Here is a 15,683-nt window from a genome sequence, read left to right on the forward strand (position 1 = left end):
GTAAGGTTATTTTGATTATTAAAAAGCGTCGTCTATGTATCGTTTATTTGAGCGGATGACCAATCCGTTTCCGAAAGAGCAACCTTCTCAACCACCTAATAGCTTATTCGCCTTTTGTCGTCATTATACACGAGGCATGGAACTCTCATTGCTATTAATGTCTTTAAGCGCAGCTGCACTCGCGATTCTAGAAGTCTCGCTTTTTAGCTATATGGGGCAATTAGTTGATTGGCTCGGTCAATACACCCCAGATACCTTATTTATTGAGCAGCAGGCTGAGCTTACAAAAATGGCAATTGTGCTGCTGGTAGTATTGCCCATAGTTGTATTTTTTCACTCAGCAGTGTTACATCAAGCGCTACTGGGTAACTACCCTATGTCTATCCGTTGGCTAGCGCACCGTTATTTGCTTCGTCAAAGTGTTAACTTTTATCAAAACGAATTTGCTGGTCGTATTGCGACAAAAGTCATGCAGACCTCATTAGCTGTTCGTGAGTCAGTGATGAAACTGCTCGATGTACTAATGTATATCGTAGTCTACTTTGGTGCCATGGTATTTTTAGTCGCTGAATCTGACTGGCGTTTGATGCTGCCATTGTTAGTTTGGTTAGTCCTTTATGCTGCAATTCAGATGTATTTTGTGCCCAAACTCAAAAAAGTAGCCAGCTCGCAGGCAGATGCGCGTTCGGAAATGACCGGACGTGTGGTTGATAGTTATACTAACATTTCAACAATCAAATTATTCTCGTATACGCAGCGTGAAGAGCAATACGCAAAAGACAGCATGGATGTGTTTTTACAGCCGGTATATAAGCAGATGCGTTTAGTTACCAGCTTGAACTTTTCTATCAATACTCTTAATTATTTGCTGGTATTTAGCATTGCCGCTTTGTCATTGTATCTGTGGTCTATTAGTGCCATCAGTGTTGGGGCTATCGCTATTGCAGTGAGTTTATCTCTTAGATTAAACGGTATGGCACAATGGATCATGTGGGAGATCAGTAGCCTGTTTGAAAACATTGGTACTGTTGCTGATGGTATGAAAACCCTATCAACGCCGATTGAAGTAGATGATAAAACAGATGCGAGCACCCTTAACGTTGATAAAGGGTCGATAAGCTTTGAGAATGTGCAATTTAACTATGGTAAAGCGGCTAACGAAACCCATCGCGGCCCTGTTATCAATGGCTTAAACCTTGATATAAAACCAGGTGAAAAAATTGGTTTAGTTGGTCGTTCTGGCGCTGGTAAGTCGACCCTAGTGAACTTATTACTGCGCTTTTATGATGTTGACTCGGGCACTATCCGTATTGATGGTCAAAACATCGCTGATGTAAGCCAAGAAAGTTTACGTAAACATATTGCGATGGTGACGCAAGATACCTCGCTGTTACATCGCTCAGTAAAAGACAACATTCTTTATGGCAGGCCAGATGCAACGGAAGAAGAAATGCTCGCTGCTGCAAAGCAAGCTAAGGCACTCGAGTTCATCGAAGACTTAGAAGATAGCAAAGGTAATAAAGGCTTTGCTGCACAAGTCGGTGAGCGAGGTGTGAAGCTTTCAGGTGGTCAGCGACAGCGTATTGCTATTGCCCGTGTACTGTTAAAAGATGCTCCAATTTTGATATTAGATGAAGCAACTAGTGCCCTTGATTCAGAGGTAGAAGCGGCAATTCAAACCAGCTTAGACGATTTAATGACGGGTAAAACGGTTATAGCAATTGCGCATCGCTTATCAACTATTGCACAAATGGATAGACTCATTGTGCTTGATGAAGGTGGCGTGGTTGAACAAGGTTCTCACCAACAATTAATTTCACAAGGTGGCATCTACGCTGCCCTGTGGTCACATCAAACCGGTGGTTTTATTGGTGTTGAGTAATTAAGTTTTTGTTGTATTTAACTAGCTAATTGGTACATGTATCTTCGAGCTAGTTATTTACAGTTTCAAATATAATTCAACCAGTTGTATGTAAATTAACAATTACGCTGCTTGATTCCACTAATACTAAACGCTAGTATCGACCCTAATATAAATACAAGAAATTAAATTATGAAAAAGTATATTTTGCTTTTACTATTTGCAGCTAGTTTTCAGACTAAGGCAGATACGTACTATCTAGGTGCTGACTATATGCTCAGTGATATTGAAATTAGTAGTGAAAGTGCTAAACCAACTGCTACCTTCATAAGAGCAGGTGCCAGCAACAATAATATGGCATTTGAGGCACAGTACTTAATATCAAGTGATGACGACAACATTTACAATTTAGAGTTTGAACTTGAAAAAAGCGCCGCACTCTTTTTTGTTATGCAATCTGATGTGGTTAACGGCTTTGGGCTTGATATTTCATTAGGCTATGCAAAAAACGAAATGATCGTTAATTCAGCATCTGAAAAGCTCCCCACAAATTATAATTATGATGGCTTTGCATGGGGAGTGGCAGTTCACCAGCAGATACCTTATATCAAAAATACACAAGTGAGATTAGCCTACCAATCTTTATTCAAAGGAGACGACGTAGAAATCAGTGGTGTAACACTTGGCCTTACTTACCATTTTTAAATAGCTAATCGAAAGGATTTTCATGAACACGCAGTTGAACGTATCAAAACTTTTCAGTATCTCATTAATTGTTAGCGCTATTTTGGGTTGCGGATCTGAAACTGACTCAACTCAGTTAGCAAAAGAAGTTGAACTTGAAAAGTTACGCCAAGAAGGCACTATCATTGAGTCACTTAGTATTGAAAACTACCAAGTTCGTTTAAAAGAAGGTGACACCCATCAATTGAAAGTAACGGGTATAGATTCAAATGGTGAGTCTAGAGACGTAACCAATGAAATAACCTGGCAAACAAGTGACGAGAGTATTGCTAAAATCAATAGTAATGGCTTGTTAACAGCTCTAAAAAATTCGCCATCTAGCCAAGGGTTAATTACTATATCCGCGACGACTATAAATGATATTAGTGATGAAAAACAAATATCTATTGCAGATGTGGCGGCAGAATCAATTAAATTAAAACAAGTCATTCCTGCAACAGACTCTATCAATACATGCACGCCTGCGAGAGTATCGGCCGATATAACCTACGTTGATGGATATACTGCATTAAATAGCTTGAGAGATATAAACCTAAGTGTCGATGAAAATACTACTGCCAAAATCAATCAGCAAGGCTTTGTATATACATCTGCTGCAGCTGTTGAAAGCACTGTAATTACAGCTGCAATTGGCAATGTTACCGATCAATTATCTGTTGTTGCAGATCCTAGCAATTTAAAAGAAATTAATGTTTCGTTTAATTCGGAACAAGACAGTGAGTTAAACATCAGCGTTGGAGATCGAATCCAACTTGCTGCCAAAGCGGTATATCAAAATGGCAATTCAGAGCAAACAGAAGACATTAGCTCAAGTATCAAGTGGTCTGCAATCAACAGTAACTTTATTGGTTTAACACCAAAAAGTATTGACGATAGTGATTCGACAGCTAGTTTTCTTGCCCTTAAGCCCGGGACCACACAACTATTAGCTGAATGTGGTAATAAGCAAAAGATTACAACAGTACAGATTGAAGGTGACGCTGAACTTGATTCTTTAGAAATTAACGATGGCGCTAGCGAGTATTCAATATCTCCTTTAGGCACTATTGAACTCAAATTGTTCGCGAACTATAGCTCAAATCCAACATCTTTAAATGTAACTGAGTTTGCTAATTGGAGTATTAATAACAGTAACCTAGTAACGACTAAAATAGTAAATGCGGGAACAGCTCAAGCCGCCTACAAGGTTACAAGTACCTCAAATACATTGGGAACAGTATTGATCACAGTTCAATATGACACAGAAATTAGCAGTGTTTTAATGAATATCGAATAGTTACTTTTTCAATTTAAACAACATCAGGTGAGGCATTTAATCTCAATACCTCACCGACCTTTTAGAGTAAACGTAAGCCTATTAACCCCAACATCACCATGTTAGCCATTGCAGCAATTAAAAAGAAATAGCTTCGTGGGCTCGGGTTCTTTTCGGTTGCTATCATATAATACAAAAGCATATGGATAATTCTGGCGATCACATACACCCATATACAAAGCGCAAATGCACTACTATTCAAGTTTAGAAAAAAACCCAGAAATACTGTCGCTAAGAACAACGGACTATTTTCTAAAGTATTCATAAATGTTCGATGCGAGCGAAACACAAAGCTATCATGACTCAAAGAATTATCTATCTTACCGGGCACTGCGTTTGGCTGCTTTGCTTTACTGACAGCCGCGATTAACCACTGAATAGTCAGCATAATTAGATAAACATACACAGCAAAATAGGCTGAAAAAGTAAGTACAGGCATTTCTTATATCCTTTTATTCAACAACAAGTAAGCCTATATCTTGCAAAAACCCGACCAAAATAACCTATTGATTTATAGATACAATTTTTATCAACTTCAAATGTATTACACCATTACTTCGTAAACTGTATAAATTTTACAATTTCAACGTGCTCTTATGTTCTGATGATATCTACAAAGATAATCATCTCTTTTACTTTACCCTAACCTTGAGTCTCTATACCCTTAAGATCTTTTTCTAAAACGTTAGCTGTTTTTCATCTTATTGTTAAAACACTAAACAAATAATAATAAAAGGTTTTATCATGCGTTTAGGTCCCGGACTTCTAGTCACCGCCGCTTTTATTGGCCCAGGAACCATCACTACTGCAAGTGTTGCAGGTGCCAATTTTGGCTTTGCTCTTATTTGGACGTTATTGTTTTCTGTCATAGCAACTATTTTGTTGCAATCAATGGCTGCCCGTCTCGGCGTAGCTACTGGGCAAGATTTAGCGTCTGCACTTAGGACAACCATTCAAACACCTATTTTTAAAGCACTCGCAGCGATATTAGTGATCAGTGCCATTGGTATTGGTAGTGCTGCCTATGAAGCGGGCAATCTGACTGGTGCAAGTTTAGGGCTGCAAGAAATTATGCCATCTGTCAGCCCAATGTTATGGACACCACTTATTGCAGTATTAAGTGCAGTGCTTTTGTACACTGGCAAGCACAAAGTAATTGAAGGTGCGTTAATTGTTTTAGTGGTGTTGATGAGCTTAGTGTTTATATCAACGCTCGTTATGGCCGCTCCACCTCTTAATCAGATATTAAAGGGCTTTATACCGAGCTTACCAAATGATTCAATTACCACGGTACTGGCCTTGATAGGCACAACAATTGTGCCCTATAACCTGTTTTTACATTCAGGAGTACTTGCTGAAAAACACGATAGTTCTAAAAACATTAACAAAGTAATTAAAGAAACGAACCTTGATACCAGTATCTCAATTACTTTAGGAGGTATAATAACCTTAGCCATTCTATCAACGGCATCAGTGGCGTTTTATGGTAGCGATGCAGGAAAAATATCAGCGGCTAATATGGCCGTGCAACTAGAGCCTCTCCTAGGTGGTATGGCACATTATTTCTTTGCTATCGGTTTATGTGCAGCTGGCCTAACTAGCGCAATTACTGCCCCACTTGCTGGTGCTTATGCTGTTTGCGGTATGCTTGGCTGGTCAACACAAATGAGTGATATGCGGTTTAAACTTGTCGCCATTATTATCCTCGTTTTTGGCTCACTTGTCGCATCACTTGGACTTGATCCTGTTGCGGTCATCATCTTTGCGCAAGCGGCTAATGGTTTATTACTCCCAATCGTTACCTGTTACCTTGTTTGGTTAGTTAATCAAAAATCTATCATGAAAGAACACACCAACTCCTTGCTTGTTAACCTTGTAGTCGCCCCGGTACTACTACTTATATTTGGCCTTAGCCTTTATAAACTCAGCAATCTAATTTTTTAAATTTTACTATTACGACATATGCATTAAAAAGGCCGCAAATGTGCGGCCTTTTTGATATCTAAAGCGCTTATTTTGTGTAAGCGCGTGGCATCGCTGAGTCAGTTGTATAACGATCGCGTAGTTTATCTTGACGCGCTTCTGTTGAAACCTCTTCACCGTTGATCCACATTTTGCTTACGTGTGAGTTAAGCTCAAATGGATCTGCCGACCACATAACTAGATTTGCACGTTTACCTTTAGCAATTGCGCCTGAGTTTAAACCAAAAACATCAGCAATGTTGCTGGTTACTGCACTAAGTGCTCCTTGTTGGCTCATACCATAAGACACTGCATTACCCGCATCAAAACGTAATTGGTAAACATTATGGCTTGAGTCACCGGCAACACCAATAATGACTTTTACACCCGCTTTTTCAAGCTTACCTGCGTTAGCAAGGTTTGCATGTAATGAATCAAAGCTACCCGGTAAGTTTGCCATTGAGCTAATAATCACAGGTACATCAGCTTTTGCTAGCGTATCAGCAACCACGACAGCATCGTCACCACCATGAATCACTAAGTTAATGCCATAGTTTTCTTTTAATTTAACAAGCTCATAAATGTCGGATGCACGCTGAACACTCGCAATCAGAGGCATATCACCAGCAAGTACAGATGCTAGGACTTTTTGCTCTGTTGATGGCTCTTTTTTGTCATCTTTTTTAGCTGACTTTTCGCCTTCAAGCTTGTCGATAAGTGTTTTCATCGACATAGCACGTGAGCCTTTGCTCTTTTCGCCTAGGTGAACAACAAGTGCAACTTGTTTTTTATTTACACTTTCAAAGCTACCAGATAAATCAACTACAGATGCAAGACCAGCAAATATACTTTCACCGCCGTTTGGTACAATCACATCTTGAGTAATGCCGCCTTTGCGTGCATAAGGGATCAAGCTACTACGTGGGTTGAATGCAAGGCTTGGATCAAAATCGATACCTGCTTTGTCGTCACCACCATCACGTGAACCTGCAACAGCACCCACTTCTACTAGACCTAATTGGTTCATAGTGCCGATAAAGCCAGCAGTCACGATTTGGCCTTTTGCATCAATGGTTGTATCAGCGTTGATAGATGCCGGGTTAATAGCAACAATTTTGCCATCTTCAATAACAACACTTGCGCCTTCTAACACACCTTGCTCTGTTGAAGTGTGTAGTGTTGCATTTACAATCGCTACCGATGCAGCACTTGCTGTCGCAGAAAATAAGCCAGCAGCAACAAGTGACAGCTTTAATGATTTAGTTAATTTTGTCATCAATGTTACTCCTATTTTTGACCTAGCATGAAATCACTTTGTGCTTGGTATTTATCATCATTACGATCATAAACTTTGGCACCATCGATAAATACTTGCTCTGCTTTAGCATAAACACTGAAAGGGTTTTGGTTCCAAATAACCACATCAGCTTGCTTACCTGCCTCAAGTGAACCAGTCTTATCATCAATACCCAGCGATTTAGCCGCGTTTGAGGTGATCCATTTGATTGCGTGTTGCTCAGAGATGTCATAACCAACATCATTCGCACGGTACATAACTTTACCAGCTTCTTGGTTTAAACGTTGGATTGTTGTATCTGAGTCTGAGTGAACCACTGCACATGAATTTTTAACTGCATCAACAATTGCTACGTTCTCTTGAACCATGTCGTAGGCTTCCATTTTAAAGCCCCACCAATCTGGCCAAAGTGCCGCACAGTTACCATTTTCGGCAAGTAAATCAGCAATTTTGTATGCTTCAACACCGTGATGGAAAGTGCCTGAGTGATAACCGAACTCTTTACCAAGGTCGATCATCATGGCCATTTCTTCTGCTTTATAACAGTGGTTATGAATTAAAATGTCACCTTCTAACACACCAGCTAAAGTATCTAGCTTAATGTCGCGATGAGGTGCAGCAGGGTTTTTACCCGCGGCATAATCACTTTCGTACTTATCCCACTCGCGTTTGTACTCAGTTGCTTCAATCCACGCTGTGCGATAACCCGCCATGTTACCCATACGCGTTGATGGTAAAACGCCTTTACGGCCATAAACACGTTTAGGGTTTTCACCACACGCCATTTTTAAACCATATGGTGCATCAGGGAATTTCATACCTTGCATTGTGTGCGAAGGAATATTTTTAAGTGTTACACCACGACCACCAATTAGGTTAGCTGAGCCAGGTAGAATTTGTAATGACGTAATACCACCTTCACGAGCACGGTTGAAACCAGGATCTTGTGGCCATACTGAATGCTCGACCCATACTTCTGCAGTAACTGGGCTGGTCATTTCGTTGCCGTCTTGGTGAGATGCCACTGATGGGGTTGGGTATGCACCTAAATGTGAGTGCACATCAATAATTCCAGGTGTTACCCATTTGCCTTCTGCATCAATCGTTTTGTCAGCTTGTACAGAAAGGTCTTTACCTACTTGCTGTACTTTGCCATCAACAAAGAAAACATCTGCGTTATCTAAACGTTCACCAGTGCCTGTTAAAACAGTTGCATTAGTGATTAAAGTACTTTGTGATGCAAGTGGCTGATAGGTGCTAGGGTATGGATTTTTATTAATTGAGACTTTTGGATCTTGTGGGCCATTGTCTTGGCAGCCCGCTAAAGCGACACCAAGCGCCATAACCAACAAGGATGGTGCAAATTTTTGCATTCTTACGTTCCTCTTTTTTATTATTAGATTACTTTAACTAATTGTTAACTTTAATGCGACTAAACGAGGCCAGTCACCAATATTCAAGACGAATAACCAGCCTCACAGGACACTATTTCTTTATGTAGTTGTTATATAGCTGCTCTAACGCACCTTCAGTCGTTAAACTAGGATCTTTGTTGATAAAATGTTTCACAGTCCGAGTTACGAAGTCAGAGTTTTGTTTATGCTGCTTCGCAAAGCTTTTGATTAGAGAATCAGCGTCATTAGCTGCTGTAACCTTTTCGTGCCTATGCCGATATTGGCTTAAAGCACGATTAAAATCACCATTATAATCCTCAACCACTAGCTTATAAAATTCAGTACGATCTACATTTAAATCATTAATGCAATAATTGAGCGCGTCTTTAAAGTCATAAAAGACTTTGCCTTGCACATCAAATTCAGCACGCTTTTCGCGAATTGTTACGTTGGCATCTTCGGTTGCATAACTATAACCTTGGAATGCAATTCGCTCTGCAGCCTCAGCGCCTAACTTCATACCAGCTTTTATGCTGTGCACAAATTCATCACTCATATCGTGAAGTTCGCTTTCATGCCACATGTGATAAATTCTTAATGCTTTAGCGTATTTTACTGAAAGTTTCTTTTTTAGTTTTGTAACTCGCCCATCAATGGTCAATACCCGCTCGTTATGCAGTAATGCAAAGCATTCATAACAAGTTGGAATTGATATAAATTCAGCCTCTTCGCCCAAATCTATAATGCTTTGCAGCATATGTAGTGGCGGACAAAAATCTCGCTCAGTTGCTTCACAACCACAATAAAAACATTGATTAAAGTGTTTTGATTCAGATGCATAGGCTTGTTGATAATAGCCTGCTAATTTTGTGGTCACTCATGCTCCTTATACTCTGATTTGCCTTTTTAAGAAAAGGTAGAGTTAATACTTAAATGTAACAGCCACGTAAAAATTAAGCCTTTAATACGAGCTAAAACACGTTTTAATAAAATAAATGAAAAAGATTTCAGCCTATTTGTGTCAAAATTCACACTTTAAAATAGCACTTATCAAGCGGTTAGTTTTGCTTGTTCACATCTACATACTTACTTACATCTTGTCGATTTTCATTAACAGCAATTGTTCTTGTTTAGCGTAATACTTTAAACGTGCCCAGCAAACAGGAAGTGTGAAGTATCCATAAAAGCGAGGTTGCACATACTAAACGTAATACGGACAACAACTGGAGAGAAAGATGAATACGTTAACTACAGCACTAGGTACAGCATTAATTTTAGGTTCTTCACTAGCAGCAACTGATGCAAGTGCAGCACAATTTGTCGCCGCAGATGACTCAGTTGGCACGCAAGCCTGTATGGCCATTACCTCTAACAAACCATTAAACGTATCAAGCACAATGCGCGATCTACGCTTGAGCAAACGCGTAATGACAGAAAAGCTACTTTGCAATGATATGTCGACAGATAAGTTTGCAAGCACTTATGGTTTTCATAACTCAGCAAAATACTTAAATTTTGAAACAGCTACAAAAACAACTATCCAGGATATCGCTAAAGTATCTGATGACACAGTGATTGTTGTTGCTGGTTCAAAATAATGATTAATTCACTGTAGCAGGTCTTTAAAGGCCTGCTACAAGCTTCTTCATTATACTAGCGCAGCGATTAGGCCAAATAAGCCACCAAACACCCCACCCCAAATCACTAACCAACCTAAATGTTCTTTGATCATGGTTTGAATGATATCTTTTACCATTGTTGGCGTAAGCTCATTCAAACGCTCATCAACTAAACGCTCAACTGTACTATGTAAAGAGCCACCAAGATGAGAGTTGGCAAATAGCTTTTCATCAAGAATCATTTTAAATTCGTCGCTTTTTGAAATATCAATTACCGCTGCTTTCATTTTATCAATGAAAGGTTCACGCATTGGCTCTAGCGCATCACGCCCACCGAACATTGAAAGCATACCGCCAAATTGTGAGTTTTCGATGACCTCAATTAAAGAATAATAAGCCGGACTGAGGTTAACTTCACTAATCACAGGCTCTAAATCAATGTTTGGTTTTGCTAAAGCCATCACCTGATCGATTTTCTCTTCAGCGAAGAATTCTGTCATCACCAAGTTGCGGATAGCGACTTTAAAAGAGGCAAACTTTAATGTTATGACCCCTGAGCCATATAAAAATGGTACTTTTTCGAATAGCATGTGTATAGCAAGCCAGTTTGTTACTGCGCCCGATAACGCAAATAAACCAACAGAAAGTACTATTGCTTGTTCAAATAAAAACCCGACTAATACTAATGCAAACGCCACTAAATTAGTAATGAGACTTTTATTCATCTGACCCCTCATAAATACTTCGATAAACTTTAATAATATTAACGCTATGGGTTTGTTAATTCATCGTCTTTTTGCCATAGTTTAACTATATGGTTAAAAGGCGAACAAAATTATGTGGAATTCAGTGAATGAACAGATTAGCCAAGCGATGCATTTTGATTTTAAGCATACCTTTAAACGCCAATTAAAATCGCCAAATAACGACAGATACTTCCAAATTGGTGATGATTTACATCATTTCTTTGTGAAAGTAGCTCATTTGAGTGATCTTGAGCGCTTCGAATGCGAAGCCTTGAACCTTAAGCTTTTAACTCAAGAAAGCCTATTTATGATCCCAGATTGCATAACAACAGGTTGCAACATAGAGTTTTCATTTATGGTGCTTGAATGGTTAGAGCTTGATAAACAGCCTCATAATAATGCTAATTGGCATGAAATGGGTGAGTATCTTGCCAATTTGCACCAAAAACATACTCAAGCCATGTTCGGCTTCGATAACGACAACTTTCTTGGCTCAACTCTACAACCTAATCGCTGGCACAAAAAATGGGATGTATTTTTTGCTGAAGAACGAATAGGTTGGCAATTACAGCTATTACAAGAAAAAGGCATAGAGCTTGTCGATCAAGATACCTTTATTGCCTTTGTTAAAGATGCTCTGCATAGCCATGTTGTTGAGCCTTCATTATTACACGGTGATTTTTGGCGCCGGAATATGGGCTTTTATAATAATGTACCTAGTGTGTTTGACCCTGCTTGTTATTATGGTGATCGGGAATGCGATATTGCAACGAGCGAGCTTTATGCCCCACTCCCCGATAGCTTTTATGATGCCTATAACGATATCTACCCACTGCAGGTAGGTTACGAGCATCGTAGAGCTATTTACCAACTATACCCAATGCTCAATAATGCCAACATATTTGCCGGGCACTATCTTACTGAAGCAAAACAACATATTCAGCAGCTACTAAAATAACCGCGAAATCACTGTAAAATGGATGTCATAAACTACTAAACGTGACTATATTTATCTTATAAGGCGTATAAACAAAGATGCTAGCCGTTTGTTGTAGCACTACGCTTATAAACAATTCGGTTAGAGAGTTATACCAATCTGATTAAATCTACATTCATTTTTTATGTTTTAGAGTTTAATTCAGATTGCAATTTAACGAACTCAGGCATGCCTGATTAAGGTAAAAGCTGATGAAAGACCATTACACACAACGGATTTCATGCCCTCATTGTGGTCACCACATTCATGTGGCACTTGATGCTAGCGACGGTGACCAAGACTATTATGAAGATTGCAGTGCATGCTGCAACCCTATCCATTTGAATATGCATATAGATTACGCACACAATAAACTTGAGTTACATGTCGATAGCGATGACGAGCAAATTTTTTAATTTGCTCGTTTTATATATCTATACTTATTTTGCTTGTTGCTCTAGATAATTTTCGACCGTATTAATAATGGTATAAGTTTGCTGATCGACTTCAATATTTAACTTATCGCCTTCGCGATAGTTATCTAGATTGGTAATAGCCAGTGTTTCTGGGATTAAGTGCAGCCAAAAGCCCAGCTCATCTACTTCACCTACGGTGAGGCTTGCACCGTTAACACTCACAAATCCCTTATACAACACGTATTTTTGCCACTCTTTTGCTAATGATAATTGCATTTTACAGTTATCTTGAAGGTGGTTAATTGACAGTATTTCGGCCATACAATGAATGTGGCCCGACACGATATGGCCTCCCAGTTCAGTACCAAAGGTCACTGAGCGCTCAAAATTCACCGTATCATTTAAAGTTAACATACCTAGGTTGGTCAACTTTAATGTTTCATCAATCACATCAAAATCAATAACACAGCTACCAAGGGAGTCAGAGTCAAACTTAACGACGGTTAAACAACAGCCATTAACGGCAATGCTTGCACCAATATTCAGATTTTCAGCAAATTGCTGCCCTACTTTTAATGATAGCCTTAGCACACCACCTTGATTATTAGCCTTAACCACAACAGCTTGCGTTTGCACAATTCCAGTGAACATCGCTTTCTCTTTTCTTCATTAAATAGATAACTGCGATTTTTATTGATCTATGAATAGATTACAATGGCTGCCTGTTTTTTTAGTCGTGTAAATTATGTCTTTTTGTAGTTGGGAAGCCAAAAGGTTAATTTCGTTAGCCATTCCAGTATTTTTGGCACAAGTAACGCTTATTTTAATGACGGTTGTTGATACCGTGATGGCTGGCCAAGTAAGTGCAACGGACTTGGCGGCGCTCTCTATTGCAACGGGTATTTGGAATCCGTTAATGCTCGCACTGCAGGGCATTTTATTGGCTTTAACTGGCATTATTGCGCAGTTTGCTGGCTCAAATGATAAACAAGGTATTAGCCACTACTTTCAACAAGGATTATATCTTGCCCTAATACTCGCTATTATTGGTTTAGGGCTAGCAAGCCTTGCTGATACCGTGCTTGTTCAACTTGATACCTCACAGTCTATTACCCATTTAGCCGAGCAATATATTCATTTTGTTAAATGGGGGATTTTCGGTTTTTTACTTTTCAGTGTATATCGCAATATTACTGAAGGTATGGGTATGACCAAACCTGCTTTTTACATTAGCTTAATTGGTTTAGCGGTAAATATTCCAGCAAATTACGTGTTTATACATGGTAAGTTAGGTTTTCAAGCCTATGGTGGCGCTGGCTGTGGTATTGCCACCGCACTAGTATTTACAGCAATGGCGCTAACTCAGGTTGTTTATTGTCACTTTAGTAAAAAGGTTGATGCCAAAGCATTGTTAGCAAATTTCGCATCTCCAAAGCCCGCTACTTTATGGACTATCACCAAAGTGGGTATCCCAATTTCTTTGGCCACGTTTTTTGAAGTAACCTTATTTGCTTGTATTCCGCTGTTTATAGCGCATCTGGGAGCAGTAGCCGTTGCGGGTCATCAAATTGCAGCAAGTGTTACTACATTACTGTTTATGATGCCGTTGAGCCTCTCAATTGCAATTAGCATACGAATAGGTAACCTATTTGGCCAACAACATTATCAACAGTTAAGAAATGCAGTTAATACCAGTTATATTTTAGCGGCGATAATCGCTTTTATGCTGGCAAGTGTGACCTTCTTTGCGCGAGATATTATTAGCCAATTGTATTCTGACAACCCTGAAGTATTGGCTCTTGCTTCTTCAATAATGGTGTTAGCTTGCATCTATCAATTACCTGATGCATTGCAAGTTTCTGCCAATGGTATTTTACGAGGGTTAAAATACACGGCACCAATTGGTTATATCACCTTTGTATCGTATTGGTTGATCGGCTTTGCGCTTGGGTTCGTACTTGCTCGTACAGGTTTAATTGTTCCAGCGATGGGCCCTCATGGCTTTTGGATAGGTATTATTGTGGGTTTAAGTGCCGCTGCAATTATGTTGATGTTCACTGTTCATAGGCGATTTAAACATGCACCTTTTTTGCAAAACCAATAGCCTTGTAAATTCTATTATCGCAATAGCGTGCACGGCACTTATTGCCTGCACGCCCTCTTCGGGCGATGTAAATCACACCTACGCACAAAGATTAGAAAACGTGCTCAAAACTGATAGTTTTAAGCTATCTAAACCGAGTACACTGAACGTTAAGCATTTCGCTTATGATAACGATGAAAAAGCAACTATTGGCATGCTCGAGCTTGCTCAGTTACGACAGTGTAAGCTATCTACACTCATCGCTGAGCATAATAACCAGCTTGGTAAAACGGCAACACCCGCTAATATTCTAAGTTATCAGATTAAATTTTTACAAAGCGCAAATGAGTGTTTAGAAAGCTTTGAAAAACAAGATGAATTGTTTGAAAAAATAAAACTCACTGCCGCACAAAAACAAGCAAACCTCCCTAACTACTTTAAAGCTATGCTGCTAAACGAAAGCGAATTTAAACAAAGCTGGCAGCTAAGTTCGACATACATCGATGAAAACTCAGCAGGTTTTAGTGAAACCGTGAGCGCGATGGAGCAGATTGCTAAATTAAACAATAAAATTAATACCGGTAGAATAAACGATATAGACCCAGAGCAAATCATTAGCCAATTAGAAGTGTTAAACCGTTTTAATTATAACAAGTTGTTAATATCGGCGGCACGCGCGCAAACACATTACAATCAGCAATTAACACAACAACTTATGCAGTACTCAAAAGATGATCTCTGCCCTGCCAATAAGAATAAACAAAAGGCACAAACGCTAAGTAATGTATTTAAAAAGTTCTATTTAGAGCAATTACAACCTTATCAATCATTCTTGGTGGGTAGATTAGAAACCCTACAACCGCTTTATCATCAAATATGGCGTGACACTGAAATGGACCACTTTGTGGATAGCGAAAGTAATGACGCAATTTTACACCGCCTTAAACAGTCAGCTAAAAGCCATGTTGCTTGGTGGCAAGATTTCTATCGAGCGTGCGAAATTAGTCCGTTATGAATAAAAAACCAGCACTTAGCACAAAAATAGCTAAAGCTGCTTGATTCACACAACTAGTCGCTATATATTAGCCTCCGTTGTTTAGCCACGCTAACAACTATTCAAATCAAAATACAACCGTAGCTCAGTTGGTTAGAGCACTACCTTGACATGGTAGGGGTCGGTGGTTCGAATCCACTCGGTTGTACCATGATTTAGGTATAACTAAAGGAAAGAGCACTACCACTCTTAATGGCCCTGTCCAAAGGTCGGTAG

The 15,683-nt window shown here is 39.4% G+C and carries 15 protein-coding genes and 1 tRNA gene; 10 read left to right on the forward strand and 6 right to left on the reverse strand.

Annotation, left to right across the window (positions count from 1 at the left end):
* The first annotated feature begins 34 nt into the window (after positions 1-34).
* From EVU92_RS13010 to EVU92_RS13020, 3 genes are all read left to right on the forward strand, one after another.
* The gene (locus tag EVU92_RS13010) at positions 35-1,882 is read left to right on the forward strand and encodes an ABC transporter ATP-binding protein (RefSeq protein ID WP_130051583.1); all 1,848 of its coding nucleotides are present in this window, start codon (positions 35-37) and stop codon (positions 1,880-1,882) included.
* A gap of 171 nt (positions 1,883-2,053) precedes the next feature.
* Entirely contained in the window at positions 2,054-2,566 is a 513-nt protein-coding gene (locus tag EVU92_RS13015) for an outer membrane beta-barrel protein (protein WP_130051584.1), read from the forward strand.
* A gap of 22 nt (positions 2,567-2,588) precedes the next feature.
* Positions 2,589-3,881, forward strand: coding sequence for an Ig-like domain-containing protein (locus tag EVU92_RS13020; RefSeq protein ID WP_130051585.1), 1,293 nt, complete (start codon positions 2,589-2,591; stop codon positions 3,879-3,881).
* Between the two features lie 61 nt (positions 3,882-3,942).
* Here EVU92_RS13020 and EVU92_RS13025 read toward each other — a convergent pair whose 3' ends face one another.
* Positions 3,943-4,359, reverse strand: a complete 417-nt coding sequence (locus EVU92_RS13025; protein ID WP_130051586.1) for an MAPEG family protein — start codon at positions 4,357-4,359, stop codon at positions 3,943-3,945.
* A gap of 305 nt (positions 4,360-4,664) precedes the next feature.
* Between EVU92_RS13025 and EVU92_RS13030 the strand changes: the two genes are divergently transcribed.
* Positions 4,665-5,864: an Nramp family divalent metal transporter gene (locus EVU92_RS13030; RefSeq protein ID WP_130051587.1), complete on the forward strand. Its 1,200-nt coding sequence runs from the start codon at positions 4,665-4,667 to the stop codon at positions 5,862-5,864.
* A gap of 67 nt (positions 5,865-5,931) precedes the next feature.
* On the opposite strand, the gene EVU92_RS13035 is transcribed toward EVU92_RS13030, so the two are convergent.
* From EVU92_RS13035 to EVU92_RS13045, 3 genes are all read right to left on the reverse strand, one after another.
* The gene (locus EVU92_RS13035) at positions 5,932-7,158 is read right to left on the reverse strand and encodes an amidohydrolase family protein (protein ID WP_130051588.1); all 1,227 of its coding nucleotides are present in this window, start codon (positions 7,156-7,158) and stop codon (positions 5,932-5,934) included.
* An 11-nt stretch (positions 7,159-7,169) separates the two neighbouring features.
* A complete protein-coding gene (locus EVU92_RS13040; protein WP_130051589.1) occupies positions 7,170-8,552 on the reverse strand; it encodes an amidohydrolase in 1,383 nt (460 codons plus the stop codon).
* 112 nt (positions 8,553-8,664) lie between these two features.
* On the reverse strand, positions 8,665-9,450 hold the full coding sequence (locus EVU92_RS13045; protein ID WP_130051590.1) for a hypothetical protein: 786 nt from the start codon (positions 9,448-9,450) through the stop codon (positions 8,665-8,667).
* Positions 9,451-9,808: 358 nt separating this feature from the next.
* On the opposite strand from EVU92_RS13045, the gene EVU92_RS13050 reads away from it, so the two are divergent.
* Entirely contained in the window at positions 9,809-10,171 is a 363-nt protein-coding gene (locus EVU92_RS13050) for a DUF3718 domain-containing protein (protein WP_130051591.1), read from the forward strand.
* A 50-nt stretch (positions 10,172-10,221) separates the two neighbouring features.
* On the opposite strand, the gene EVU92_RS13055 is transcribed toward EVU92_RS13050, so the two are convergent.
* Positions 10,222-10,917, reverse strand: coding sequence for a DUF445 domain-containing protein (locus EVU92_RS13055; protein ID WP_130051592.1), 696 nt, complete (start codon positions 10,915-10,917; stop codon positions 10,222-10,224).
* A gap of 112 nt (positions 10,918-11,029) precedes the next feature.
* Here EVU92_RS13055 and EVU92_RS13060 point away from each other — a divergent pair, with 112 nt between their 5' ends.
* A complete protein-coding gene (locus EVU92_RS13060) occupies positions 11,030-11,896 on the forward strand; it encodes a fructosamine kinase family protein (protein WP_130051593.1) in 867 nt (288 codons plus the stop codon).
* A 230-nt stretch (positions 11,897-12,126) separates the two neighbouring features.
* A complete protein-coding gene (locus EVU92_RS13065; RefSeq protein ID WP_130051594.1) occupies positions 12,127-12,330 on the forward strand; it encodes a CPXCG motif-containing cysteine-rich protein in 204 nt (67 codons plus the stop codon).
* Between the two features lie 24 nt (positions 12,331-12,354).
* On the opposite strand, the gene EVU92_RS13070 is transcribed toward EVU92_RS13065, so the two are convergent.
* Positions 12,355-12,981, reverse strand: coding sequence for a riboflavin synthase subunit alpha (locus EVU92_RS13070; RefSeq protein ID WP_130051595.1), 627 nt, complete (start codon positions 12,979-12,981; stop codon positions 12,355-12,357).
* 94 nt (positions 12,982-13,075) lie between these two features.
* Between EVU92_RS13070 and EVU92_RS13075 the strand changes: the two genes are divergently transcribed.
* The 3 genes from EVU92_RS13075 to EVU92_RS13085 all read left to right on the forward strand — a co-directional run bounded on the left by EVU92_RS13075 (position 13,076) and on the right by EVU92_RS13085 (position 15,618).
* The gene (locus tag EVU92_RS13075; protein WP_130051596.1) at positions 13,076-14,434 is read left to right on the forward strand and encodes an MATE family efflux transporter; all 1,359 of its coding nucleotides are present in this window, start codon (positions 13,076-13,078) and stop codon (positions 14,432-14,434) included.
* Positions 14,409-15,428, forward strand: coding sequence for a DUF3080 family protein (locus tag EVU92_RS13080; RefSeq protein ID WP_130051597.1), 1,020 nt, complete (start codon positions 14,409-14,411; stop codon positions 15,426-15,428). The genes EVU92_RS13075 and EVU92_RS13080 overlap by 26 nt, the downstream gene beginning before the upstream one ends.
* A 113-nt stretch (positions 15,429-15,541) precedes the next feature.
* A tRNA-Val gene (locus EVU92_RS13085) sits at positions 15,542-15,618 on the forward strand.
* The last annotated feature ends 65 nt before the right edge of the window (positions 15,619-15,683 follow it).

The organism is Pseudoalteromonas sp. MEBiC 03485 (genome assembly GCF_004195145.1).
Taxonomy (GTDB): Bacteria; Pseudomonadota; Gammaproteobacteria; order Enterobacterales; family Alteromonadaceae; genus Pseudoalteromonas; species Pseudoalteromonas apostichopi.

Coding starts and splice junctions, on each gene's coding strand:
- EVU92_RS13060 (WP_130051593.1), top strand. CDS start 11,030: ATGTGGAATTCAGTGAATGAACAGATTAGCCAAGCGATGCATTTTGAT.
- EVU92_RS13015 (WP_130051584.1), top strand. CDS start 2,054: ATGAAAAAGTATATTTTGCTTTTACTATTTGCAGCTAGTTTTCAGACT.
- EVU92_RS13050 (WP_130051591.1), top strand. CDS start 9,809: ATGAATACGTTAACTACAGCACTAGGTACAGCATTAATTTTAGGTTCT.
- EVU92_RS13040 (WP_130051589.1), bottom strand. CDS start 8,552: ATGCAAAAATTTGCACCATCCTTGTTGGTTATGGCGCTTGGTGTCGCT.
- EVU92_RS13035 (WP_130051588.1), bottom strand. CDS start 7,158: ATGACAAAATTAACTAAATCATTAAAGCTGTCACTTGTTGCTGCTGGC.
- EVU92_RS13025 (WP_130051586.1), bottom strand. CDS start 4,359: ATGCCTGTACTTACTTTTTCAGCCTATTTTGCTGTGTATGTTTATCTA.
- EVU92_RS13055 (WP_130051592.1), bottom strand. CDS start 10,917: ATGAATAAAAGTCTCATTACTAATTTAGTGGCGTTTGCATTAGTATTA.
- EVU92_RS13020 (WP_130051585.1), top strand. CDS start 2,589: ATGAACACGCAGTTGAACGTATCAAAACTTTTCAGTATCTCATTAATT.
- EVU92_RS13010 (WP_130051583.1), top strand. CDS start 35: ATGTATCGTTTATTTGAGCGGATGACCAATCCGTTTCCGAAAGAGCAA.
- EVU92_RS13030 (WP_130051587.1), top strand. CDS start 4,665: ATGCGTTTAGGTCCCGGACTTCTAGTCACCGCCGCTTTTATTGGCCCA.
- EVU92_RS13070 (WP_130051595.1), bottom strand. CDS start 12,981: ATGTTCACTGGAATTGTGCAAACGCAAGCTGTTGTGGTTAAGGCTAAT.
- EVU92_RS13065 (WP_130051594.1), top strand. CDS start 12,127: ATGAAAGACCATTACACACAACGGATTTCATGCCCTCATTGTGGTCAC.
- EVU92_RS13075 (WP_130051596.1), top strand. CDS start 13,076: ATGTCTTTTTGTAGTTGGGAAGCCAAAAGGTTAATTTCGTTAGCCATT.
- EVU92_RS13080 (WP_130051597.1), top strand. CDS start 14,409: ATGCACCTTTTTTGCAAAACCAATAGCCTTGTAAATTCTATTATCGCA.